At 51.9% G+C, this 25,395-nt stretch carries 15 protein-coding genes; 4 read left to right on the top strand and 11 right to left on the bottom strand.

Translation table 11 applies throughout. The features are described from left to right. Positions 1–158: 158 nt before the first annotated feature. The 5 genes from H6507_00820 to H6507_00800 all read right to left on the bottom strand — a co-directional run bounded on the left by H6507_00820 (position 159) and on the right by H6507_00800 (position 7,976). Positions 159–2,819 (bottom strand): c-type cytochrome, encoded by a 2,661-nt coding sequence (locus tag H6507_00820; protein ID MCB9367642.1) that lies wholly within the window; start codon positions 2,817–2,819, stop codon positions 159–161. After that, positions 2,816–3,886 (bottom strand): hypothetical protein, encoded by a 1,071-nt coding sequence (locus tag H6507_00815; GenBank protein ID MCB9367641.1) that lies wholly within the window; start codon positions 3,884–3,886, stop codon positions 2,816–2,818. Before H6507_00815 ends, H6507_00820 begins: the two co-directional genes overlap by 4 nt. 77 nt (positions 3,887–3,963) lie before the next feature. Then, a complete protein-coding gene (locus H6507_00810; protein MCB9367640.1) occupies positions 3,964–4,413 on the bottom strand; it encodes a phosphate-starvation-inducible PsiE family protein in 450 nt (149 codons plus the stop codon). A gap of 476 nt (positions 4,414–4,889) precedes the next feature. Continuing rightward, entirely contained in the window at positions 4,890–6,002 is a 1,113-nt protein-coding gene (locus H6507_00805; GenBank protein ID MCB9367639.1) for a hypothetical protein, read from the bottom strand. Between the two features lie 270 nt (positions 6,003–6,272). Further along, positions 6,273–7,976: a T9SS type A sorting domain-containing protein gene (locus tag H6507_00800; protein MCB9367638.1), complete on the bottom strand. Its 1,704-nt coding sequence runs from the start codon at positions 7,974–7,976 to the stop codon at positions 6,273–6,275. Positions 7,977–8,304: 328 nt separating this feature from the next. Between H6507_00800 and H6507_00795 the strand changes: the two genes are divergently transcribed. Then, positions 8,305–11,163 (top strand): CHAT domain-containing protein, encoded by a 2,859-nt coding sequence (locus tag H6507_00795; protein MCB9367637.1) that lies wholly within the window; start codon positions 8,305–8,307, stop codon positions 11,161–11,163. Between the two features lie 90 nt (positions 11,164–11,253). Here the strand turns inward: H6507_00795 and H6507_00790 are convergent, their stop codons facing one another. The 4 genes from H6507_00790 to H6507_00775 all read right to left on the bottom strand — a co-directional run bounded on the left by H6507_00790 (position 11,254) and on the right by H6507_00775 (position 17,940). After that, the gene (locus tag H6507_00790; protein ID MCB9367636.1) at positions 11,254–12,108 is read right to left on the bottom strand and encodes a hypothetical protein; all 855 of its coding nucleotides are present in this window, start codon (positions 12,106–12,108) and stop codon (positions 11,254–11,256) included. A 410-nt stretch (positions 12,109–12,518) separates the two neighbouring features. Further along, the gene (locus tag H6507_00785) at positions 12,519–15,929 is read right to left on the bottom strand and encodes a T9SS type A sorting domain-containing protein (protein ID MCB9367635.1); all 3,411 of its coding nucleotides are present in this window, start codon (positions 15,927–15,929) and stop codon (positions 12,519–12,521) included. A gap of 471 nt (positions 15,930–16,400) precedes the next feature. After that, on the bottom strand, positions 16,401–16,961 hold the full coding sequence (locus H6507_00780; protein MCB9367634.1) for a hypothetical protein: 561 nt from the start codon (positions 16,959–16,961) through the stop codon (positions 16,401–16,403). Between the two features lie 127 nt (positions 16,962–17,088). Next, complete coding sequence (locus tag H6507_00775; GenBank protein ID MCB9367633.1) at positions 17,089–17,940, bottom strand: hypothetical protein; 852 nt, start codon at positions 17,938–17,940, stop codon at positions 17,089–17,091. 404 nt (positions 17,941–18,344) lie between these two features. On the opposite strand from H6507_00775, the gene H6507_00770 reads away from it, so the two are divergent. Together H6507_00770 and H6507_00765 are read left to right on the top strand one after the other, a co-directional pair. Beyond that, complete coding sequence (locus tag H6507_00770; GenBank protein ID MCB9367632.1) at positions 18,345–18,944, top strand: sigma-70 family RNA polymerase sigma factor; 600 nt, start codon at positions 18,345–18,347, stop codon at positions 18,942–18,944. Next, positions 18,941–19,840: a tetratricopeptide repeat protein gene (locus tag H6507_00765; protein MCB9367631.1), complete on the top strand. Its 900-nt coding sequence runs from the start codon at positions 18,941–18,943 to the stop codon at positions 19,838–19,840. Before H6507_00770 ends, H6507_00765 begins: the two co-directional genes overlap by 4 nt. A 108-nt stretch (positions 19,841–19,948) precedes the next feature. Here the strand turns inward: H6507_00765 and H6507_00760 are convergent, their stop codons facing one another. Further along, the gene (locus tag H6507_00760; GenBank protein ID MCB9367630.1) at positions 19,949–22,942 is read right to left on the bottom strand and encodes a hypothetical protein; all 2,994 of its coding nucleotides are present in this window, start codon (positions 22,940–22,942) and stop codon (positions 19,949–19,951) included. Between the two features lie 95 nt (positions 22,943–23,037). Here H6507_00760 and H6507_00755 point away from each other — a divergent pair, with 95 nt between their 5' ends. Then, on the top strand, positions 23,038–23,193 hold the full coding sequence (locus H6507_00755; protein ID MCB9367629.1) for a hypothetical protein: 156 nt from the start codon (positions 23,038–23,040) through the stop codon (positions 23,191–23,193). Between the two features lie 247 nt (positions 23,194–23,440). Here H6507_00755 and H6507_00750 read toward each other — a convergent pair whose 3' ends face one another. Next, the gene (locus tag H6507_00750) at positions 23,441–25,186 is read right to left on the bottom strand and encodes an MFS transporter (protein ID MCB9367628.1); all 1,746 of its coding nucleotides are present in this window, start codon (positions 25,184–25,186) and stop codon (positions 23,441–23,443) included. Between the last annotated feature and the right edge of the window lie 209 nt (positions 25,187–25,395).

The raw sequence follows: 25,395 nt of genomic DNA, 5'->3' as shown, positions 1-25,395 counted from the left end.
TCTTGCCTAAAACATAATTCAAGGAATTTCGAGAGGAATTCACACCTCTCTCTTCCACTCCTCATCCGTCCAACTGCATCCGCTTCAGGCTCTGCCTGAACACAAGAAAAAGCCCTTAGGATTATTCCTAAGGGCTTTTTTAATCTATATTTATGATCTTATTTGGCTGTCAGCACGAGCCGAGGTGGACGGTTCATGTTCTCATGGTGGATGGCATCCTCCATTTGAACCGTGTGGCAAACCATGCAATCACCGTTCGAGCCAATTGGGAAGGGCGAGTTCTGGTACTGCAAAGGCTGAACATTGTCCCAATCATGTATGTAGGCATTCGCGCCGGGATAGTTGGCGTGGGTTGAACTGTGACAGGCAATGCAACGGACGGCATCCCCTTCATCACGACGTTTGCGGAACAGAGTCGCGAACTCGGAATTCCACTTGTTGAAGCCCTTCACGCCGTGCGCAGGCTGTTCGTAACCGTCGTGGCAGGACAGGCAATCAACTTCCTGTACCCACGGCATGCGCGGATTCACCTTGTCCGCAGACAAAGAGACTTTGGGCGCCAATGCCGCCATCAATTGCTGCGCGGCGGGTTTCTTTTCTTCATGCTTCAGCAACGCCATCGCGTGTTCTTGAAGCGAGCCATGGCAATCCGCACAACCCACGCCCTGCGTGGAATGCACATCCCGTAAGCAGCGAGTGTAACCTTGCGGATTTCCGGGATGACAAAGTTGGCAGGCGGATGAGCCTTCAATGGGCATGTAGTTGGCGTGCCAGCCGTGCATCGCCGCAGAGAAGTTCAACACCGTCGAGTCACCGCTCGCGCCTAAGGCAGGATCAGCATGACAGGATTGACAAAGACGCGGCTTGCCTGCTTTTGCCTCGGCGAGCAGCGTCGTGCCGTTGCGGCGGTCGTGAGCTTCCAGTATGTTCTGAGCCGTTTCTGACGAGAGGCCCGGGCCTCCGGGAACTCCCCAGTCGCCGCCGTGACAATTCCGACACCCGATCTCCGTGGAAACCGGCACGACCGCTTTGGTCACGGCCAATGTGTCGCGCGTGCTTTTCTGCAATGCAGTCACGGTCGCCTGCGGATATGGGAAGTAGGAGCCGTCACTGTCGCGATAGGGCGAAACAGGAATCATCGCGGCCACAAACGACGAGAGCCCTTCGTCTACTTTGAATTCGCCGGAAGTTCCATTTCCGCCAAGTCCGATATCCGGTTGAAGATCCGCACCGTAAATCGTCTTGGCATATTTCCAGAAATTCAGATGAGTTGACGGCTTGCGGAAATCTTCCTGCATCTCGTACGTCAAAAGAACGTCGTCAGTGACAATTTCCGGCGGATCGCCGCGTTTGATCAACTGCGCTTCAAGAGTATTGGCGGGCGGCAAGAAATTGAACCACTCGTCGTTATCCGACACACAGTGCATGCCAAGATCATTCCAAACGAGCAGAACATAGTCGTCGCTTTTGGGAGGAATCTCGACTACGGCATTTTTGTCAACCTTGATTGGAACGTCGGGAAGACTTGTTTCAACGTCCTTATTGTGAAGGACTCCGACGATGTATTGCGCCAACGCGCTGCGCTCTTCATCCGTGCCAACAAACGGCGGCATGTAGCCGAGCACCTTCCCCTGCCCCGTTAATTGTGCCAGCATACCAAGATAAGGGAATTTTTCCGTTTGGCTGAGGATGTCGTTGCGGCCGCCCATCGTGTGGCACGACATACACTCAAGCGCGAGCAGCTCTTCGCCGGCTTTCTGCGCGTTTGTTCCCGCAACCTCGTGGACTTCGCTCCATTTCGCCGCGGACAACACTCCCGCTTTATTGAGTTCTTCAACCTGATTCGGCAAGATGCTGTTGGAATACATGAACTCTTGGATCACGTATGGTTTGCGCGCGATTTCGCGGCTGTACTCGAACGATGCCATCCAAAATTGCCCGATAACTACTAATACAATCGCGAGCAGACGCTGCATGGCTGCAGGCGTGCGCGGAATGAACAAGAGAGCCAGCAACAAAATAATCGGCGAAAGTACCAGAAGCGATTCAAACACCGGCTGCATTTGCGCGTTCAATCCGAAATTGATGAAGCGTACGTCGGCCGGTGTCGAATAGTAATACCAATATCCGGTCGGCAGCATTCCTACGAAAGCAATCAGAAGCCACTTCACGCCGATGCGGCCAATGACGGCCCTCGTTTCGGAGTCCCGCGAAAATGATCCGACCAGAAAAGTAAATAACCCGGCCATCATCATGCAGGCAAACGAGCGGAACAGCATGGACGGAAAGTAACCGGGATTCAGGAAGCCGTGCCAGAAGTTTCCCGTTTGAAGCCATTGTCCGGGAGTCAGCATGAAGGACAGGATTCCGTCGATGATCACCAAACTCAGCCATGCGAACAGCGCGTAAAAGAACGCCATAGTCGTGCGGTCTTTGCGCTTCAGCCTGTCAAAATAGTAGTGGTAGATGATCAGCGAAACGATTTCACCCAAGAAGAATACCCACTCAATCGCCCAGCCGAACACGAAGTTGTGAATCAATGTCGACGTCGCGGACGGATTCACGAGCGCAATCGTCCACCAAATCCCCACTCCCGAGATGCCGCCAAACACAAGTGTGACCAGTAAAAAGACCCAGTTGTACCGGCGCAGGAAGTTCTCAAGAACCGGGTTATTTTCTTTGGCGGCACGACGGTCAAGCCACCACAGCAGCATGCCACCGCCGACGGCAAGATGCGACACGTAGACGTGCGTAATGGCGACAAGCGCGATTAGAGAGCCGCCGCCCAATTCGAATAGATGCCAAATCGGATAGTTCATGCCGCAACTCCTTTCGGTTCCGAACGACGAACCGCTTTAATCATCCACCAAACGCTCGCCAATCCAAGCACAAGCACAAGCAGAAAGAGAATCAGCACGTCGAGCTGCGGTTTAAGCTGCAGCGAAGATTGCGAAAAAATGTCGCGCAGGTAGGCCGATCTTAATAACGCGCGCATCGTGCTCATCACGGCCATCACGGCGATTAGATGCGCGACCGTGACTGCGAGTTTTTTCAAGAGCGCCACCACCAATGCTCCAATTGCCAATAGAATTCCCGCCATCAGCAGGACAGTCATGGCCATATTCCCCCCCATGAACAGCAGCATGGTTTCGCGCGGCAGAGCCATCAGCCACCAAAACCCGTCGAGTATTTGTGCAATCGTGGCATAAGCGAAGATGCTTAGACCGACCGCGATGTTCTTGGCCGCGACGTCTGGATGTGTTTTCTTGCGAAAACTCCAAACGACGCTCGCCGCCAATCCGGCAATCGCTATAGATGCGAATACAAAATGCAAATAGCGGGGCCAGATCGTCGGATCAGACATGTTCAGCAGCCAGCCGTCGCGCTGCGCAAAATAGGCCGTCCACTTTTGCGGTTCCAGCATGAGAGTCATGTTGTTGGTCCACATCAAACCAATATAAAAGAACCCGGCAAGGCCAAGCAGCGCGGCCAATGTCGCAAGCCCTCCGTTTTTTGTGTTCGTGTGGATATACAGCATGTAGTAACTTACAATCAAAACCGGAATGATCAGCATCCACCAACTCGCCATCACGATTGAGGATGCATAAAACAGATGCCCGTAAGTCACTTGCACGAACAGGAGAGGCGCAATACCGATTGTGATTGCCAATGCCAGCAGCGTGGGAAGCTTGTTCTTCAAAGCCGACATTGCGGTATCAGGCACATTTGCCTTTCCCGTCAGACGCTGCACAAACAAGAGCAGCAGCCCTCCGACGACAATGTTGATCAGCAAGATATGCAGTGCAAAGGTGAGTACTCCCAGAACTTCAAATAACCACCACGGCGCCGGAATCGTATCCGGTTGAGGAATGTAGGATGGTTGCATGCTTGGATACTCCAATATTTTCGGTTGTCAAGGCACTATGAGCTAACGGACGGGCAATCGGCACCCTCGGAAACGGACTACTTCCGAAGCAGCCAAATCGACAAGACAAATAACGGCACCAGCAAACCCAGAATTGCTATCTCCGTCAATAGATTCCGGAAGACTTCCGGTTCGCTGGCGACGATGTGGCCGGATTCGACACTGATAATCAGGATCCGCCGGATCGCGGCAATCAACCCGACGACCAGAAAGGGTTCGGCGCACAGTCTGTGCTGCTGAATCGACGTGTGAATCGTGTAAAGAATTTCTATCACCATCAAGAACAGCATCACGCGGTCGATGATTTCCACCAGCGTGCTCATTTGATCCGTCGATGAAAAGAAGTGAAAAACCGACTGTGCGACGAAAAAGAGCGAAAATGCCGCGGCAATCATTAATACGATTCCCGCGACATAGTGAAAAATAGTTTCGGCCCAATCGAAAATCTTGTTGAGCCGGTTGCCTTGGTGATCTACGGACTGCAGCATAAAAATCCTCCCACAGACTTGACGGATCAAAATCATCCCACAATAGGGATATCTTCCGCGCGCCTAAACAGAGAGACTAAACTCTACAGCGATGGGCACCAACAGCTTCCAGGTCTCGCAGCCATCAGCCTTGAGTCGAGTCTAAAGCGGAAGCCTGCCCACAAGATACAGCAAATATAGCGTTTCAAATGAAGAAGTCAAAAATGACTCCGCCACCATTAGTGTTCCGGCATCCAACTTCCGATCAGGCAGCCTGAGATATTAGCCGCTTTAGCAGTCAGATTTGCACTGTACTTACTTGTTGAGCCATTTGGGCTATTTATGTCAGATTAAGGTCACTCCGCGTGCTAGCACCGTCCGGAATTATGGTCGAAGCTGCATTCTTGAATACACGATGCCTCTTTGTCAATCTTCATTCGCCCAAAGAAAAAGCCCGGCTCCTCGCCGGGCTTCTGCAACATGAGAAATCTGTTCTTTCAGGGAATCCAGACGCCGATTGAGTCCGACGACCACCAAATGCCGTTGGAGTATTGTATACCAAGACGATAGTAGTAGACGGTACTTGTCGTTCCCGTGGTGTCGCTCCAAGAGGATGGACAACTTGTTCCAGAGCATCCGAGCGACTTAATCGCGGTCCAGTCATTCAGAGTATCCCGGCGGGAAACCAGAACAGAATCCGGATAGGCGTGGTTTGACCACGAGAGACGCACTTCGGCGCCGGGTCTGATTGATGCTTCAAAGTTGTCCGGAAGGACAGGCGCTTGAGTCGTGATGTGTTTCATGTCCGATGCCGCGGACGATCCGTACTCGTTTTCGGCGGTCACCCAAACGGAATAATCGGTCAAGGGCACATAGTCGATGTAGGTTAGTCCGTTCTGTAATCCCGTCCAAGCAAACCGAACAACATCGCCAGTCGCGTCATCGCGGATCGCCACACGGAAACTGTCGACATTTGGAGACCGCGGGCACCACTCTATGTACAGCCGCTGCTGAGACGAGTGCTCATACACGGAGTCCATAGCTGGAGTTTCCGGAATAGTCTCAAAATCGTAGTTCACTCGCGACTTGATTTTAAAGGAAACCGTGGGACTAATATAGTTTGTGCTGTCGTCCGAGGTCAGGCTAACCCAAAAAGCGAGGTTTTGGTCGTAAAGGGTACTTGATGTGAACGAGCTGCTGTACTGAAACACTCGCGCGAAAATCTGGTTTACACCCGGATATGGTATCACGGCGGTTTGATTGAAGCTGCCGTTTGGTGAGGACCTAACGAACACACGGGCCTCTACAATCGTCCCCGGAATATCCACGCTGAGCTCCGCATAGACTGTCGTGTCGGCGCTGTAGCCCCACGGGCAATAGTAGGGGCTTGGGGTTAGGTCTTCGATCCAATCGTACCAAAGCTCAATAATCTCGTCGTTAGCAGGATAGGTGACTTGAATCGAGTGGTCTTCGGTCGTGTCCGGATCCGGAACCGTGGTCGTGTCTTCGGGATAGTAGTAATTGTAGGTGTTGTAAATCTTGTCCCCTTCAGGGTTGCAGCCGATAGCAAGCGCGACTAATAGGTAGAGCAAAATTGGCAGAAACCGCATGACTTTCCCCTTGAATTACGGATATTAATATCAAAGAAATGACAAGTGTCTGAAATAAGATAGCACTCGAGACTCACTTTTGCCACAAGGCCGGCCCGGCTTCGCTATGTTTTCTTGCTGCGACTGGTATAGATCATGTTTTTTCAATAGGCTGCTCTTTTGGCCAGTGACTTCCGATTTGCCCTTGACGCATGCAAAAAGCCCTTGGGTGTGCTCCCAAGGGCTTTGACACTGTATTGACTAAGGACGCGAAAGGGATTCCGCTCGAGACTATTTCGCGAGAATCATCCGCTTTTGTTCCGTATGGTCGCCAGCAACGAGACGGTATATATAGACCCCCGAGGCCAAACCCGTCGCATCGAAGACGACACGTTGACTGCCGGCGCGAGCGTAGCCGTCCATCAGTGTCTTTACTTCTTGTCCCATCACGTTGAAGACTTTCAGCTCCACGTCTCCGGGAGATTCCAGATCGAATTCTATCGTCGTTGAATTGTTGAACGGATTCGGATAATTTTGCTTCAGGAACTCTTTGTCTACGACGGCACTTTCGGCTCTGGCCGCCGACGCCACAGACTGGGATTCCGAGCGATTTATGTACTCGATGACGTTGTCGCACACCGCGGAGACTTCTCCGTCCGGAAAAACAATGGACAGGTGTACTTCGTATTTTCCGCTCGGTACGTCTGCCATACCGCCTTCCCAGCTTCCGCGGCGACGCGACGCGTCACCCGAAAGCGGATAAACTTCCGACGTCGAAACCGACTGCAAATAAATGGAAGTTCGTGTTGGATTGGCAATTGAGTGTGACCAACTGACACCGAGATTTGAAGTTGACGGATCATAGTACGCGCTCGTGACAGCGGCTTCGGGCTGAGCAAGAACCTGGAAAGTCCCCTCGCTAAAACTGACCATGCTGCTGTCCGTGTAGACCGCTTCCAGCCGCAAAACATAATCCTTGCCGACGGGATCAGGGTACTCCCACTTCCAACTGTTGCTGCTTCCTTCGGCACCGACATACAGCGTCTTGTAGAATTGCTGCTTGTTGTCGACGACTCTCCACAAGTCGATTTTGTAGCGCTTGGGAGCAAGACCGGGAAGTGCCCATCTGAATTCGTGCGGAATACCGGCATATAGAGTCGATTGTGGTTTCGGATCGAGTATGGTCAAAGTGAGCGGAGGCGATACACTGAACACCTGCGAAACGGGTCCCATGGTCCGTGTGTCGCCTGACACAGCTTCGATTCTCAGAGCAAGGTTGTTCCCAACGTCACTGCGCGTTTCCCACGTCCACGACGTCTGGTCGGCAGGCAAAGACGCAAGACGATGGAAACAGGTGAGACCGCCGTCGTTAGACAACCAAACTTCGTAACTGCCATCGAAATTGGGCGAAACCTTGTTCCATGCGACCTTGATCGTCGATCCGAACACAAAAGACTCTCCGCCTCGGGGTGAGCTTACTCTCGGCGAACTCGCGAAGGCCTCGCTCAGAACACCGTTCTTGCTCATTTGAGTCAGAAGATTGCGGGAATCGTCTCTGTAGGCCTTGCCGTCATTGGCCAATCCTTCCAACAACTTCACAGCTCGCCCAAGTTCCTCCGTCATGAGATAACTCTGAGCCATAAACCAACGGGCACGGCTTGTGGAGGGTTCCTCGGTCAGCTTCTCGGCTTTCTTGAGTGAAACGATCGCTTCTTGCGGTTCACGCTGTAGCACTTGGCAGACACCCAGCACTAACCACCATTCGCCTTGTTCGGGAGATTTGGCAACGGCATCGGCAAAGAACTTAGCAGCCTTCTTGTAGTCTGCCTTGCCGTAGGCTTCAAGACCCTGCTGGTATTCTTCACTGCCCGCCGGACCTGCTTTGCCGCGCAGCACGATCAATTCGGGTGCATCCATGGCTTTAACTTGCACGAATTCCTGAAAACGGCCATCCTTGAAGACATTCACTCTGACCACCATGACGAAAATTACCACGGCTGCAAGCGATGCCGAAACACTCCAAAATATTGCTCTTTTTCTTGAATTTTCCATGGGGCTTTACGAGATATAGTTGCTTCAAATTTGCCGATAGATGCAGTCGCTCTTTAGAATAGTTTTGTCACCGACGGACTTCTTACTTTCCGCGAGCTTTGTCAAGATAGCTGATTCACTCATAACATCAAACCACCTCGCCCAAATTGACAAATATTCTGGACTTCCCTTGAACCGTGAATTTCCGGCTTGGTCCGAAAGTTGTCTGGTGGACTTGCAATACACGTGCTTTCGTTGTATTTTCAAATAGTTAACCTTAGGAAGTAAGTATATGAAATCCTTGCGCTTCGCGCTATTTCTTTGGGCCATTGCTGGATTTGCGCTTCAGGGCTATGCTGCTGAATGGCAGACACTTTTGGTCAGGGCGGACTCCGCAATGGAGGACGTTCGGTTCGAAGAGGCTGAAGCGCTGATTCGGCAGGCGCTGAAATCTGCCGAGACGGAATTCGGGGAGGACGACGAAAGTGTGGCCTCAATCCTCATCGATCTGGGTCGTTGCTGTTATTATCGCGGAAACTACGCCGAAACGGAAGCCGCTTGGAAACGTGCGCTGGATATTCGCGAACGAAAGTACAGCTCAAAAGAGCTCGAAATCAGCGTTTGTTTGGGAAACTTGGCGGTCGTTTATAAGAACACCGGACGCTACGTCGAAGCCGAAGCACTGTTTCGCAGGGCAATTGAGATCAAAGAGCGGCTGCTGGGACCGGAAAACCCGGATCTCGCCGCGTCCCTAAACAACCTTGCAAATCTGCTGCTGCTCGCCGCCCGCTACAGTGAAGCGGAACCGCTCTACCAGCGGACTTTGCATATCTTGGAAACCGCGCAAGGCGAAGATGACCCGATGGTCGCGTCCGCTCTGAACAACCTCGCCGCGCTGTACCATGTGCAGGGGAGATATCAAGATGCCGAGCCGCTCTATCAAAGGGCGCTCGAGGTCAACCGCAAGGCATATGGCGAAGATCATCCGGACGTCGCGCAGTCGCTGAAGAATCTCGCCGAACTGTATCACGATCAAGGGAACTACGCCAAAGCGGAACCGCTCTATTCCGAAGCATTGGACATCGGCAAAAGGGTGTTGGGAGAAGACCATCCGCGCGTTGCCGCGACGCTCAGCTCATTGGCGAGGCTGTATGCCGATCAAGGACGGTATGCCGAAGCGGAACCTCTGGTCCGCAAAGCCATTGAAGTGGGCGAACACTCTTCGTCTTCCGACAATGTAGAGGTTGCGGAATACAAGAAAACTTTAGGCGACGTTCTTCAGCTTCAGGGACGGCTTGACGAAGCCGGCACCGCCTACGGGCAGGCCTATCAGACGATTGAGAAAGCGACAGGTACGGAGCATCGCGTAGCCGCGGACATCCTGCACGGTCAGGCTGTGCTCGCACTTGCGAAAAACAATATCGACAAGGCGATTGACCTTCAGAAGCAATCGTACGTCATTCGCCGCAAGAATTTCAGTGAAGGATTTGAGGTTCTGGCGGAGCGCAGTGCTCTCGAGTATTCGCAGTTCCTGCAAAATGAAGCCTCGAATTACCTTTCCATTCTGCTTTCAGCGCCGGACGGACAATCCGCCTATCGCGATGAGATCGCGAAAGTCGTGTTCTCGACCAAGGGACTTGTGACCGACGGTATTTTTGTGCGGCAGAAGTCAGTCAGCGCTATTGCCGCTTTGGTGGATTCTCTTAGTTTGGCACGCGCCGAACTCTCCAAGCTATATGTTGAAGGTCCTGATCCCGCTCGCTCTTGGGCTTATCAAACGGACCTTTCAAAAGCGACCGAACGCAAAGAAAAGTTCGAATCCGCCTTGGCTCGCAGCGGTACGGAATTCCGTGACGAGAAAATTATCACGCAAGTCGGTGCGACGCAAGTCGGAGTGCAGCTTCCGCGCGGAACGGCCTTGATTGAGTTCATGCGCTATGACCACAGCACCAAGCTAACCGAGAAACAGTCAAGATATCTGGCCGTCGTCGTAAAAAACGGAAGCTCCGCGGCTGCATTTGATCTCGGCAGCGAGACCGCGATTGACAGTGCGATCGTCGCATACAGGGATCACATGGCTAATGTCTCGAATCTCAATCCCGAGAAATATGCGGAAGTGGCGGGGGCGCTCTACCGCTTGATTTGGGAGCCGTTGGAAGCAAAACTCAGCGGAGTGGATGCCGTTTTGCTTTCGCCTGACGACGCTCTGTGTTTGATTTCTTTCGCGGGTCTCCGCGCTCCGGACGGTCAATACTTGATCGAAAAGTATCCGATTCAATATATCTCGTCCGGTCGCGATTTAGTACGCGAACCGCCTACCCGCACGGTCGGCAAGGGACTCTTGGCAATTGGCGATCCCGATTACAATGCAACGGCGGAAGAGAGGTCCGGCAAAACGCTCGCGGCGACATTGTCGTCCGCGATCTCTTCTCTGCTGCCGAGTCTATCCCGTGGCGGCACGTCAGGGTGTATGACACTGCGCGACATGACACTCAGTCCGTTGCCGGGAACTCGTACGGAAGTGGAAGGAGTTGTGTCCCGCTGGGAAACGACGACGTCTGAACCCGCCACGGAACTGCTCGGTGTGAAAGCCACCGAAGATGCTTTCATTCAAGACAGCCGGGGTGCGCGAGTACTGCACTTGGCAACACATGGCTATTATATTTCCGGAGAATGCAATCCTGAGAACTCGAGCAGAGGTTTTGTCGGCGAGAGTCCGTTGCTGCAATCAGGATTGTTTTTCGCGGGAGCGAATTTGAAAGGAACGGGAGCCGCTGAAGCCGGAATCGCAGACGGTATCTTGACTGCCGAAGAAGTTGCCGGAATGAATCTCGCGAGCGTAGACCTCGTTGTGCTGTCTGCATGCGAGACAGGCCTTGGCGAAGTGCGATCAGGTGAAGGCGTGTTCGGTTTGCGCCGCGCATTTCAAATGGCCGGCGCTCGTACCGTCATCAGTGCCTTGTGGCCCGTGGACGACCAGTCCACCGCGGAGTTGATGGGCACGCTGTTCGCCGCAAATGACAACAACCTGTACGACGCGATGCGCAAATCGGCATTGAAAGTCATTCAGTCGCGGCGTGACGCCGGACAAAGCGACCATCCGTTCTTCTGGGCCGGATTTATTGCGACAGGGGATTGGAAGCGAAACTGATTTGCAAGAAGCAATTCGAACAAACTGCAAGATAGCAAAAGAGACGACATAATGTCGTCTCTTTTGTTTACTTACATAAATCGATAACGATTATTCTTCAGCGGAGGCTTTGCCGGAGTTGAGTTTTTTGCTCGGGGTGATTTTGAAAGCGCTGTCGCTGATGTCGTCGATCATGACGCCCATCGTCGTCTTCGCTTCCACGCGGACCAAGCAGTTGTCCGAAGCCTTCATGCCCGACTTCCAGTCGTACGAACACTCGCCCGTCTTCAATTCCGTTCCCACCAACGTGTACGACTTGCCGCCGTCATAAGAAACCGACACATTGTAGAAGGCCGCCGTCGGCTCACACTTCCAACTCACCTTGACCGTCGATCCCGCTTCGTAGGCTTCGCCGCCGTTCGGTGCGTTCACACGCAACTGCGGATTGATCGTCGGCTCGATTGCGGGCTTCGTATCCGCAGGCATCGACTGCGTCGGCTTGTCGCCGTTCAATTTCCGCTTGTCCAACGTCGCCGTCTCTTCCTGACCCGTCGATATCGAGAACATCGCGTCGCTGTCGTCATAAATGTACTTGTCGCCGCCCAGCGGAACCATCACTCGCATCACACACTGCGAAGAATTTAGACCGTCTACTTTCCATTCATACACGCAGCCGCCGTCAGACAAATCAGAAGCTATCTGCACAAAGCTCTTGCCGCCGTCCTGCGACAAATACAGATCGTAACCGCCCGTCGTCGGCATCGTCACACATTCCCACTTCACGTTCTCCATCTTGCCGACCAACAAAACCTCGCCACCGTTCGGTGCCACCAACTGCAGAGCAGGTACCGGATCCTTAGCGCCCGGCTTGTCGTGCGCTTCGTCCGCGGCAAACATTGTGGAAACTTGGAAGGTAAGGACAAGGGCTGTGAAACCCAGTACTGTGCGGAACCAATTCTTTTTCACGATTTCCTCCGTGATTGACTGAAAATATTTAGAGTCTGCAAAGGCGTCAAGCAATCCAGCATTTACTGGTCTATTAGGCGTTTGTCGAATCAACTAATAAATTAGAACTTCTTGGTCATTGTTGCAACGATTGTGTAAAACCCATGAAAACTCACCAAAGTCTCTCTTTAGATATTTGTTTATCCTAAAGATAACTTGGTCTCTTTTTGGACTACAGCGTCGTGTTTTTTGTCGCGATATGTTTTGATCTCTATAAAAAACAACATAATCATTGGAAGGGACTGCGCCTGAAAGGCCTCCCAATATACTGACGACCTTCAACGGTTTTTGTCGTCTAAGGGCAAATGAGAGGCAAACAAAAGGGGCCGCGCCCTGCGCGACCCCTTTTACACTGCTAAATAACGAGTCGGCTATTTCAGAAGAACCATCTTCTTCATCAATGACTGAGCCGGCGACCTGAGTTGATAGAAATACACTCCAGACGGAAGATCAACCGCGTCATAGCTAACCGTGTGCATTCCAGCAGACTGCAGCCCGTCGGCAAGTGTAACGATCTCCTGCCCTGCGATATTGTAAAGCGTCAGAGTCATTTTGGACGCTTCAGGCAAGTAGTACTGAATCGTGGTTGTTGCATTGAAAGGATTCGGATAGTTCTGGGACAGATATAGTTCGGTCGGCAGAACCTGTCTGAGCGGTCGAGCTTCAACGGTTCCGAGACTCCTGCGGGTGCCATCCATGTCCACGGATATCAACGAATAGCTGTAAGTTTCTTCCGTCGACACTTCACCGTCGATCCAAGAATAGTTGTGACCGGAAGCGCTATTGACGGCTTCAATCGAAGCCCGTTGTTCGCCGCCCCGCTCAATCTCGAAATGACTGAGATCCGCTTCGGCACCAGTGCTCCAGCTCAGAACCACACGATTATAGTCAGGCGTCGCCGTGAAAGAAATCAACTCCACGGGCAATGGATCGTCATCCACTATCAACGTCACGGGAATTCTGACCAATCCTTCGTCCGCGTCATTGGTCATCAGCTCGACCTGACCTTGATACGTTCCGGGTGACAAGCCCGCGGCATCAAACTCGAGCAGAAGACTGGCACAGCCACCCGTGTGAGCTTCTGCCGCTCCGGCAAAGCCCATCCATACCGGCGAAACAGGGCTGTCCTGAATCCATGCGGGCGACCATGAAAGCCAGCATAATCCGGTGTTGCAAATATCGACGCTGTGCTCGGCAGTCGCGCCATACGGAACCGTCACTTCAATTGCGGACAAATCAGCATCGAATTCCGGTTCCTGCGTGCATATGAAGTTCTTTAAGCCGTTGGGGCCGAAGCTGATATCCAGAAAACGTCCATCAGGCAAACGCGCGCCTTCGATTTCTTCGAAGTCACCCGCTGCTTGGTCATAGGTCAACAGCTCAAGTGTGTCGTCTTCGGACGGGACAAAACCGTTCAAAATAGACAGCACGAGTTTTCCACCGACCGTCAGGATTCCATTCACCTGAATACGGTCGAACTCCTGTCCAGGCACGCGGCCGCCAATTTCCATCATGAGTTGCGACGTGCCGCCGAGAGTCAAGTCACCTTCGACAATGAGATTGCCGGGCGACGCTCCGGGACTAATCGTTCCGTTGTTGACGAACGTTGCGCCGCTGATGTCCAACGTACCGTTGCCGTGAATCAGTCCGGTGGAAGCGTTCTCGAAATTACCAAGAATAACGAGCACCGCGCCGTTGTGCAGTTCGATATCGCCATAGTTTATGCCGCCGCCTGCAAGGGTCAAGGTGTCCATAAAGACATCAATGAACCCGCTGTCCGCAAAATTCGTGATCGTGGGCGCGATCATCCGGTTCGTCAAACTACTGACCGCCACACCATTGACGTTGACTTGGCCGCCGTTTTCGATGTCACCGCCGCCTGTGATATCAGCATCGCCGTTCATGTCGATTGTGCCGGAGCCGTTGTTTATGAGCGTACCATCGAGATTTAGTGCCGATCCGCCTTCGATTACGAGCTGTCCGCCATTTTCGAAGTAGTTCGAGACGTAGAGATCCGAAGACGGTTCAACCAGCATGGCACCGTCGTTCTTCACGCCGCCTGTAGTCTTCGCCTTGCCTAAGATATCAATCGTTCCCGGCGTGCGGGCATTCGGATTGTAGTTGTAGACGAAGATGTTGAAGACACTGGTATCGAGCGGTGAGTTAATGTACATTTCGCCCGTGTTAATCAACGTGTCAGATGGACTCGTAATCGTCACCGAGTCGCCCACTGTCAGCGTACCACCCGGTTCGACCACGATATTGCCGTTGTTCACGGTGATCTCCCCTGAGCCTCCGACGTTGGCGGTGCCTTGAACAACGAGCGTTGTGCCGTCAATGTCTTTGGGATCGGGTCCGGATACATCCAAAGTTCCGCCTTCGTCAATGGTCACACTGTCTCCCGAGCCGTCGCCAAGACTCCCGGATGTCCAGTTTTGCTGCTCGACGACGATCACCGTCGCATTGACGATTGCATTGTTCAGATCAAATTCCCGAGCATAGAGAATCGTGCCGGGATCCGAATTGACCGTGATCCCGGAATCAGCACGCAATACTCCAATCGTATCAAGAAGAGTCGCTTGATAGAAATTGACTTCGCCGGGACCGAAGAGATTCAGTTCACCCGTAAAATCGATGGTCAGGAAATACAGGAAGTGGAAGGCTGGCTGCCGCAACGTCACAACGCCGGAATCCGGCACCAAGTTGATAAGCTCGCACCCAGTGATAAACTCGCCGTTGCCGTCTACTCGCAATTCCGCTTGCGGGCCGACCGCCACGGTATCCTTGAACGTCAAGTTATGGCTGTTGCGAAACCACAAAACACCTTCGTTTACCCAAATATCTCCCATGTCACCTTGTTCGGGCCCAAATTGACCCAGATACTCTTGCTCAAACTCGCAGTCGATGATCCCGGTACCCGTTCCCGTGTGGATGATGTCCCCGTTGTTGACCGTTCTTGAATTAGGTGAAATGGATAGAATTGTGGCGCTGCCAAACATCTCCACGGTGCCCATCGTGTCAACATGCAAAGAACGGAAGTCGGGCGAATACTCGTCAATGTTATAAGTTGCTCCGGGATGAATCGACATGTAACCGTCATTCTCCAAGAACCACGCGAGTACGCTGCCGCCATTAACGTTAAACGTAGCACCATGGCGGTTGTAGAACGCAGTGTTTATTTGGAGGACGCCGCCGCCAATCTTGGTGACCGTACCGTAGTTTTCGAAATAGCTGCCGGGGTCCGCACCTTCGGTGTATTGGATGTCTGAGTCGATCAGGGACGGGCCGTGGAAAACCACATTGCCCATACCTTGATTCGTGAAAACAACGTCCGCAAACAATTCACTCAGATAGATCGCGGAAGTTGAATCCACCAACACCGTTCCATAGTTATCGACACTGTAGAGCGAAGCGATCGCCGTTCCACTACTCATGTAGAAGTAGCCATTGTCGGTGAGATGAAGCTGGCCGCTTACGTCAATTGTACTTGACCACGTAACCGTCAGCGATCCGTCCGTCACCAGAAGCTCCTGCGTTGTCACGCTTTCACCGCCAAGGTGGAGACTACCTACATTTGCATCGCCGCCTTCAACGTAAACAACATAGTTACCTTGAAGCGTAATGTATACGTCGTCAAAATAGGACGGGAATCCCGGTGGCGTCCAGTTTGTGGGCTCAAACCAATCTCCGCCTGCGGGATTGTTCCAGTTCTTCTGCACGGCCATCGCGGAACTTGCGAAGACCAAAGCGGTGGTAAGCATTAACAAAAAATGTCTACTCATTTTCATCGGAAATCCTATCGCCTATTTGCATGGCTGTTGGAGAATCAAAACATAAAGAGAAAAGCCCGAGGCTCGATGTTGTCCTTGGGCTATGCTATCGACCCGCTAAGTATAGACAAATCAAAGAGTGTCAATCAATATACGGCACGAACCCCCGAAAGGCAAGGAAATTTCGCATGACTTCGAATTTTGTGGAAATGTATGAACGGTCCAACATATAGTTAAGGTACTTGTTTAACTTTCCGACTAATCTGCTTCTAAAATTAGACTTGGAATATGCTATTTTGTCTAATTTCGTTGCAAGATGCCTATTATGGAAGATTTGGGCTGCGCCTGAAACGGTCAGCTCATGGATCCAAAACAGACACTCCTCTCAAAAGTGTTCGTTGCTGTCGAGAGGAGTGGGTCTATTACATTCAAACTTGTAAGCTCAATTTGTTTTGGAGCGGTACGTCCAAAATAGCCAAAGACTTAGCCAATTGCGCCTTTGTCGCGCAGGTCTTGAAGAAGTTGTTTCGCATCAGCAGAGTGCTCGACTCCATTGACCGACAACCACTCCAGCAGCGGCGCCGCGCTGCTTGCATCATCTCCCATCAGGTAGGCCTGAGCCAAGAACCAATGGGCCTTGCTTAGAGAAGGTTCGCTTACGAGCGTATTGGCCTTCTGCAAAGAGCGAACTGCATTCTTGTCGTCGTGCTGCAAAACTTGGCATACTCCGAGGATCAACCACCAGTCGCCCTGCTCGGGAGACGCCTTGACGGCTGTGGCGAAGTACTTTTCACCTTTTTTGTAATCCGCAGCCATGTAGGCGTCCAGCCCCTTCAGATAATCATCTTGTCCCTTCGGCGTTGCCGTTCCACGCAATACGATGGGCTTGATGACGTCCATGGGCTTGATCTTGATGAGCTGCGCGAATTTACTGCTGGTTCCACCGGTTGAACCGCACGCCGCTGCGAACACCAATACCGCGGCAAGCATGCTTGCGATCAGAAGTACTGTTCTGTTGTTTTGCTTTTGTGCGACGGTGTACATGGTGATATCCTCGTATTTGTAGTGACTAAACTTTACTTTCGTTATAAGAATCTACAGATTTTTCCGAAGGAAACAAGAGGAGACGACCTCCCCAGTGCCGTCTCCCCCTGCTTCCCAGCCTACTTTCTTATTCTTCAGCGGAGGCTTTGCCGGAGTTGAGTTTTTTGCTCGGGGTGATTTTGAAAGCGCTGTCGCTGATGTCGTCGATCATGACGCCCATCGTCGTCTTCGCTTCCACGCGGACCAAGCAGTTGTCCGAAGCCTTCATGCCCGACTTCCAGTCGTACGAACACTCGCCCGTCTTCAATTCCGTTCCCACCAACGTGTACGACTTGCCGCCGTCATAGGATACCGACACATTGTAGAAGGCCGCCGTCGGTTCACACTTCCAACTCACCTTCACCGTCGATCCCGCTTCGTAGGCTTCGCCGCCGTTCGGTGCGTTCACTCGCAACTGCGGATTGATCGTCGGCTCGATTGCGGGCTTCGTATCCGCAGGCATCGACTGCGTCGGCTTGTCGCCGTTCAATTTCCGCTTGTCCAACGTCGCCGTCTCTTCCTGACCCGTCGATATCGAGAACATCGCGTCGCTGTCGTCATAAATGTACTTGTCGCCGCCCAGCGGAACCATCACTCGCATCACACACTGCGAAGAATTTAGACCGTCCACTTTCCATTCATAAACGCAGCCGCCGTCAGACAAATCAGAAGCAATCTGCACAAAGCTCTTGCCGCCGTCCTGCGACAAATACAGATCGTAACCGCCCGTCGTCGGCATCGTCACACATTCCCACTTCACATTCACCATCTTGCCGACCAACAAAACTTCGCCACCGTTCGGTGCCACCAACTGCAGTGCAGGTACCGGATCCTTCATCCCCGGCTTGTCGTGCGCTTCGTCCGCGGCAAGAACGGTCATGGGAACCAAAACAGCCAAACAGAGTGCGCAAAGGGCTTTTGCAAGGAAAACTTTCTTCATCTCAACCTCCGAGAAATTTTGGAAACTTGTGCGGCGTCGGATGCTCTTTGCCGCTATTAACACTGAGAAACAATCAGACTGAAATCAAAATTAAGCGAACGTATTAAGGAGGTAAGTAGTCAGACTAAATCACGGCTTCTATTATCTCTGTTTTCTGAAATCCTGGCTTCTTACCGGCCGGGGTGATTCTTGTGCATCGCTGCATGCCGCTCACATTGATACAGTTTTATGTTCCGTCCACTTCTTACCAAGTCCTCCGTCAATTCGGCGCATTTTGACCCAACTGCAAGTCTTTTAGATAGTTTACGAGTCGGCCTTGCATGTAGAACTATGAAATGAGTACATTATCGATGAAAGTCTAATTATTCATCTCAAGTTTTTACAGGAACTTACAAAACTCCTTAATGGACGCTATCCAGCTCACAGACCTCCTCAATAAGGCAAAAAGTGGAAACCGCGAGGCAACCGAGGACTTCTGCCGCGTCATTCAGGTAAGATTGGCCGAGATCGCAAAACACAAGGTATGGTGGCTGCCTCAGGAGGACCGCGAGGACCTCGTGCAGTCGGCCATCATAACGATCCTTGAAAAACTGGCGACGATAGACACGAACCCGGCGGCTTTCGCTCTTCAGGTGTTCCGGAATTTGACCGGAAACTTGATTCAGGCGCGCAACCGCCGCAAGAATGTCTCTATTAAGGACGATGTTACCCGAACCGACTCAACTGATCCCGCGGATTTGGAATCCGGAGTCATCTTGAGCGGAGAAAGCGATCCCGAATCATCGTACCACGCTCGATTAGAATTGCAGTCTGTCGTTGCCGCGTTCGAAAAGCTGTCTGACTTCTGCCGTTTGTTCTTCAAAGGAGTAATTGCCAACTACTCCGTCGGAGAACTTTTCGAAACGGCCGTGCGCAGAGAGCCCAATCTTAGCAGAAGCGCCTTTGACAAACGTGTATTCGACTGCCGCAAGAAACTGCGGCTGGAGCTGGAGAAAAAATCGTGATTCAAGAACATATTAAGTGTACGAATAGTGAAATCGGTCAACTCTTGACCTATTACGAGCTTGACTTGCTGGATGAACGCAAGCAAGCAATGTTCGAAGAACACCTGTTCACATGCGAATTCTGTCTTGCAGAGTTCAAAGCGGGGCACGCTCTTAGCAGATCTTTGCGTGAAGATCGTGAAAGAATCGCGGAAATCTTAAGGAAGACGGATTCGGACTATGCGGCCGAGGTTTCGAAGATTCAGGTTGTTCGTCCGGCCGCGCACCCGTCGCCGGGCATTGTCGAAAAGGTAAAGGGTTTTCTCGACCGCTATACGTTTCACTGGGCGGTTGTTCCGTCCATCGCCGTCGCAGCGGTGGCTTTTTTAATACTATTGCAGTCGCCGAACGGAAAGATCGGAATTAACGGCGATGACGCGAAACTCCATATGCGTGGCGGTAAATCGGAAGGCATCGGCAAAGGTTCGATCACGAAAGGCGTGGATGCTCTGCTGCCGAGTACACCGATTCGCTACGACGAGACATTGCTGCATGAAAAGAGCCTGTCTACATTATCGGATTTCGCGGAGGCGATGAAGAGTTATTCGGCAGGCGATTATCAAACTGCGATCACCTTATTGGAGAAGCTCGCCGTTTCCAGAGCGAATTCCTACGATCTGCAGGTCTATTTGGGATCAGCCAACTATATGTCAGGGAGTCTTGAACGCGCAGTTGAGAACTTCTCTGACGCCGCACGAATTTCCAATGGCGGCAGTGCTGAGCTGAGACTTTATTACGCCTCTGCTTTGATCAAACTTGGCCGGGCCGCGGAAGCCAAAGGCGTCCTCGAGAGTATTGACCCGCAACAAGGCGAATTTTATGGCAAGGCCAAGGAAATTCTCGGTACTCTTAATTAGCTTGCGACTTGCAAAACGGAAGTTAGTTCAAAATAAAGGCCCTTAGGTAGATACCTAAGGGCCTCTTTCGTTACTTTGGATGGTCCCAAAACCGCCTGAAGTCAGGCATTATCTCGAGGGAGGCGAGCAATTCACCACAATTGCATAGAACTTGAACTCTGATTCTCCGAGAGCTTGAGTCCAAGACTGTAATCCGTCGTCAGGAATCCAGAGAGACTCTTCGAGAGTCCATTCGGAGCTTGGAGGCATTGTCGAATAGTTCGTCAACTCCGTGCTGTAGATGTCGTAAATTCCTGATTGCGGAGCTGTCCAAGTCAACTGAATGTATGGCTGTGCGGTGGGGTCGTCGAAGTAAAGAATTGTGAGATCATCGACGGGGAGGCACAGCGGAGCCAGCACGCTTACGCAATAGCAGACCGGCTCGATATTTTGGTTTGAGTACTCAAATTCCAGAACCCACGTTTCTGAGAAAATGTCCCAGTACACGTCATAGCGATAGTCCCACAGTCCGCCGGGCGTGCATTCCGTCGGCTCGCAATTGTCCAGCGGCGCTCCGTAACAGCCAGGAGTCACGAGAATTCGGGGTTCGGTCTGCGAGTAGACCGGAATATGATAGACATCGTGGCAAACGATGAAGCACCATGACATCGAGGGCGACATTCCGTACGGCGGAATACTCGTGTACATACATTCTCCGCCCTCATCGACGTTCTCCGTCCAAATATCAGGAGGCAGACCAAATGTATGAACGGGCTCTCGGTAGACAATCGGAGGAAGCGAAGGAGATGAGAAATCGACTTCGATAAAGATGTCAAAGAAACTCTCGGGCACTGTCGGTTGCGGATCTATTGCAACAGGGAAGTGGAACCACTCTGAACCGACACCAGCGAACTCGGTGGGATAGGGTCCAATAACCGCGGCTTCCGGCGGCATTACATAAATGTTAATCGTTCCGTTGGCTTCACATACTTCACCCATCGCGCTTGTGATTGCGATAGAAACATCCAAATCTTGAGTCCACTCATCCCAACAGGCAAGTACATGCGGATCGCATTCAGGTTCGCTGCCAACAAACGTGACACAATAACACACGGGCTGAACGAAGGAATTCGAGTATTCAAAATGTAGTGTCCATCCCGTGGCGCTTTCGGTTAGCCACCATTGGTAGTCCGTCGGCGCACCCGGCATACAGTCTTGAATTTCAGGACAATCCGGTCCGCAGCCCGGAACAACTTCGATAATCGGCCTTCCGGAGGTTCCCACGAGCGGAATCTCAAATATATCGTGACAGACCGTGAAACATGCACCCTGCCCTTCAAGCAATTGTGACGGCACATTGGATATGCACGGCGGATCAGTTGGACCAGTATAAGGAGAATATGTTCCGTCAGAATTCTCTATAATCCACTCGCGATACGAGATAGGATCAACTCCCGGGTCATCGAATGTTACTGTGGCCACGAGTTGGAAGGCCTCTCCTTCTTGGCGGCAGCTTTGCCAAAACGGAAGCTCCCACGTTCTTGTATCGGTAAAAACATCGAAGAAACTTTCAACCCAATACCAATTGTCAGGCGTGCATTGCGGCTCCGCACCTACTTCGAGCGTGCCTGCAAGCGGCGTTTCAGGGCTCGAGCCCCAGAGTGAAACACGGAGTGCCTGAGCCGTTTCGTCGAATGCCGCCAACACGTAACCTTCGGTGCCGGACGGAGTCAAATCGTAATACGAAATACAATAGCAGACGGGTTCGAGATCAGGATTAGAGTACTCGAAACGGAGATACCAATGTGTTCCGATTCGTTCGAGCCAGTAGCAACAGTTCTCGAGTTCGCCGGGTGTACATCCGGGATTTTCGCAGGGCAAGTCGCAGCCGGGCTGCACGGAGATTACCGGCATCATTTCGGGTGGAGTGTTCAACTGAATGTAGTAAACGTCATGACATACGGTGATACACTCTGCTTGTCCAAAATCCATGAAAGACGGGACACTCACGAGTGCCTGCGGACATTCGCCGCCTTCGTCCACGACCTCAAGTGTTCCATCTGGGGTCACGTGCACGCGCTCGATGATCCATTCGCTCGGCAGGTCTGCACATGGTTCAGCGTAATCCACGTACGCTACAATCGAAAACTCGTCCCCCGCTTGGAACGTTCCGCGTGAAACCTGAACTTCACCGATAACCTCCCTTTCCACATTTCCTTCAAATGCTCCACCATTGGGCAACGGACCAATCTCCGCGCCGGGTGGATAGGAGAATAGATCGACTGTGCCGCAGGAGATTGCTCCATTTAGAGGGCTGGTTGAAACTGTGACGGTTTGTTCGCGTGCGTCAAGGCCAACAAGCCACCCATACTTCCATTGAATTGGCCATCCTCCAACGTAGGTCACGCAGTAGCACACGGGTTGAATGGAAGCATTTGAATACTCAAATTCGAGATACCATTGGTTGTCATCTTGATAGACGTCCCAACGGTAATCAAATTCTCCTCCGGGTGTGCAGGCAGGATCGTCGATACAAATGTCGCCCGGCCCGCAACCGGGTGTTACTATGATTGCGGGGAACATACCGGATCCGGGATTTGCCAGCGGAATTTTGTAAACTTTGTGGACAACCTTAAAGCACGCCGATTGTCCCATGACCATTAAGGGAGGAACGGAGTCCGGGATAGGCGCCGGTACGAAGGCTTCAAAAATCATCGTTCCCGGATTTATCCAGCAGGTTTCGACCACGACTTGCGGAGGATACCACGGATCGTCATAGACTACGTCCGTGACCACGTCGAACAACACTCCCGGCGGAAGAGTCGGCGTCAGGCCGATCTTGCGCACATAGTCGTCCGTGCTGATCTCGGTAAACACATCGAAGAATGAATCGATTCCGTTTTCGAACATCACCGCGCCGGGTGGTGAAGTTTGCACGTTGAAACTGCCTCCTGTGAGGCAATGATAGTCAAGTGTCGCGATGGAAACGGCGAAACTCGATTCGCCGTCGTCACTGACGGCAGAAACAAGTACGCGAGACTGACATTGTGCGCTCAAATTTGGTGCATATGCTATTGAAACGAGAATCATAAGCGCTGTGAACAACCAACTCTTATGCCGCATTACTAATCCTTTCTACTATGTCATGAATAGGGCAACGGATTGAGCACTTGCATATTCCATATGCCATTGAAACCGAGTAAGAGGCGAGTAGCCCAATGCAAACTGCATTTTCTGTGCAGCTCCGAAAAGCAACGAGCGAGCCCTCGCCGCGATATGCGACCGAGAACTCGCTCTGGATTCGTTGCGCCGGAGTGGATCCCGGCCATTTGCTTGCTAATGAAATTAAGCAGAACTTCGAGGTTTGTCAATGATTTTCGAATAGTTCGCTCTTGAAATCCCTTGTCTGGTGGAGTTCCAACTGCTTCGAATGAATCTTCATACCCCACTTCCGCAGTGATCGTACGCTTTTTATATTTAGACATAGAATTCGTATTTCGATGTGCCTCTCTCTTGTATTTTCTTCTTAGCATAAGCAATCCACCTAAAATGACGAAGGGTTTGCGATCATTCGCAAACCCTTCACATTATTCAACTGACCATGGGCTTAGTTTGATAGTATCACTCGGGGTTGCCCTTTTTGAGGATGAGCTTGTCATACAAAACAAGCAACAGCGCGGTCAAGAGGGCAAGGCCGCCGAAGATCATCCACATTAAGTCCGGTCTTCCGGCGTCACGGGCAAGCGAACCATAAAGTTCACCGGACAGACGACCTCCAAATATGTTGCCCAGTGCAATTGTCCAAAAATAAAATCCCATGTACATCGCAACCTTTTGCTGCGGTGCGATGCGGCCGACATACTCTTGACTTTTGGGAGACGCGATCATCTCACCGAATGCGAAAATCGTGATTGCAAGCGTAACCAGCCATCCTGTCGAGAGCCACGCACTCATTCCTATGCCCACAGCGGACACGAGAATACCTATGACCATCACGGAGAGTGGCGGGAAGAAGCCTATCAAGAAAGATACAAGAACCTGAAACACGACAATCGCTCCGGCATCGATGTTTATGATGTACTCAGGATTCACTTGCCGGTATTTTTCTGCCCAGGTGTGCGCCAGCGCCTTGGCTGACGCAGTGTCAGTACTAAGTGATGAAATTGAGGAACGAATATCCGTCTCCGGAACACGAACTTTGAAATCAAGCAGTGTCCGTTTGAATTTCGTCACGGTTTCTTGTGACAAGGCAACGGCGCCCGCCGCTTCGGTCTTATGCTCCGCTGCGAACGTTATGATTTCGTTTGAGAGCAGGTCTTCGTTCACGGCCGCGAATTCACGGGCGAAATCGTCCCCAACCCAGTTGCGAGCTGTTTCAACCATATCGCTCGTATCGACATAGTCGCGAATAAACTCGGGCATCGTCAAGAAGATTTGGTTGAACGACGTCCAGAAACCGGAGAGAATCAAAAGATAAAGCGCGAACTTCCAATTCCCGAGCTTGAGCGGCTGCATGAACCACGCGCCCCCGCTGTTCGTCTTAGCACGCGCGCGCAGCGGGATATCGAGCAGGAGATTCAGGACTATCCATGTCCCGGCTATCAATAGCATTTGGGTCCAAGAAATGTCGCGACCCGAAATTGCCAGCAGTGCGAGAATGAAAAACACCAGCAGGAAAAACCGCCCGTTGCCGAGGACCTCGACGATTCCGGAGAAGACCTGCTTTAGCGAGCGCTTGTCCGCGCTGCCCGCTTCGGTCGTCGGCTCCTTGTAGAAAAGCAGGAGCCAGATGAAATTGCAGGCAATCCAAAATGCGGACGCGATGAAGACCCAATCCCAACCATACCTTACACGAACGATACCGGCCACAATCGGGCCGACAAATCCTCCGATGTTGACCATCATGTAGAAGATCCCGAATCCCATCGAGGAATTCGTTTCGTCCGTCGTCCTCGCGACCGTTCCGACGACCACGGGTTTGAAGATTGCCGCACCCACTGCTACAAATAAGAACGCCATGAAAAACGTCCCGAACGCGGTAAATTGCCCGAGCAGGTAGTAGGCCGGCACCATCAACGTATAAGCGACAAAGAAAGTCTTCTTGTAGCCGAATCGGTCTCCCAATGCGCCAAACACCACCGGCAGAAGGTAGAGTATGAAGGGCACAATTCCCTGCAGCATGCCGCGCTGTTCGGAAGTGAATCCGAGCGCGCCCTCCGCCCGCGATCCGGTTATGTAGAGCGTCGATACGGCAAAAAAGCCGTACCATGCCAAACGCTCGAAAATCTCCATGGTGTTGGCTACCCAGAAGCTCTGCGGCAGCTTTGAACGCGGTTTCCGCGCGGTCGGAGCAGATGATGTTTGCATAGTGGAATGCCTGTGAAGGAGAGAATTCGGTGAGAGTCGGCTGAAGCTGCTGCCTAAATTCAGAGTCTTGTGGCAACACGAAAGTCAAGATAACTCGGCAATCATACAATTGCAAGTTTCAGTCAGAAATAACGAGTGAATATGCCGCTATGTGTCCTATTTGGTTGCCGAGCAAAACCAAGATGGCGACTGTCGAGTGTGAGTCGTCA

The organism is Calditrichota bacterium (genome assembly GCA_020637445.1).
Lineage (GTDB): Bacteria > Electryoneota > RPQS01 > RPQS01 > RPQS01 > JABWCQ01.
This window is presented reverse-complemented; position numbering and strand designations above follow the sequence as displayed.

Coding starts and splice junctions, on each gene's coding strand:
- H6507_00810 (MCB9367640.1), bottom strand. CDS start 4,413: ATGCTGCAGTCCGTAGATCACCAAGGCAACCGGCTCAACAAGATTTTC.
- H6507_00770 (MCB9367632.1), top strand. CDS start 18,345: ATGGACGCTATCCAGCTCACAGACCTCCTCAATAAGGCAAAAAGTGGA.
- H6507_00815 (MCB9367641.1), bottom strand. CDS start 3,886: ATGCAACCATCCTACATTCCTCAACCGGATACGATTCCGGCGCCGTGG.
- H6507_00820 (MCB9367642.1), bottom strand. CDS start 2,819: ATGAACTATCCGATTTGGCATCTATTCGAATTGGGCGGCGGCTCTCTA.
- H6507_00780 (MCB9367634.1), bottom strand. CDS start 16,961: ATGTACACCGTCGCACAAAAGCAAAACAACAGAACAGTACTTCTGATC.
- H6507_00760 (MCB9367630.1), bottom strand. CDS start 22,942: ATGCGGCATAAGAGTTGGTTGTTCACAGCGCTTATGATTCTCGTTTCA.
- H6507_00775 (MCB9367633.1), bottom strand. CDS start 17,940: ATGAAGAAAGTTTTCCTTGCAAAAGCCCTTTGCGCACTCTGTTTGGCT.
- H6507_00785 (MCB9367635.1), bottom strand. CDS start 15,929: ATGAGTAGACATTTTTTGTTAATGCTTACCACCGCTTTGGTCTTCGCA.
- H6507_00795 (MCB9367637.1), top strand. CDS start 8,305: ATGAAATCCTTGCGCTTCGCGCTATTTCTTTGGGCCATTGCTGGATTT.
- H6507_00805 (MCB9367639.1), bottom strand. CDS start 6,002: ATGCGGTTTCTGCCAATTTTGCTCTACCTATTAGTCGCGCTTGCTATC.
- H6507_00750 (MCB9367628.1), bottom strand. CDS start 25,186: ATGCAAACATCATCTGCTCCGACCGCGCGGAAACCGCGTTCAAAGCTG.
- H6507_00755 (MCB9367629.1), top strand. CDS start 23,038: ATGCAAACTGCATTTTCTGTGCAGCTCCGAAAAGCAACGAGCGAGCCC.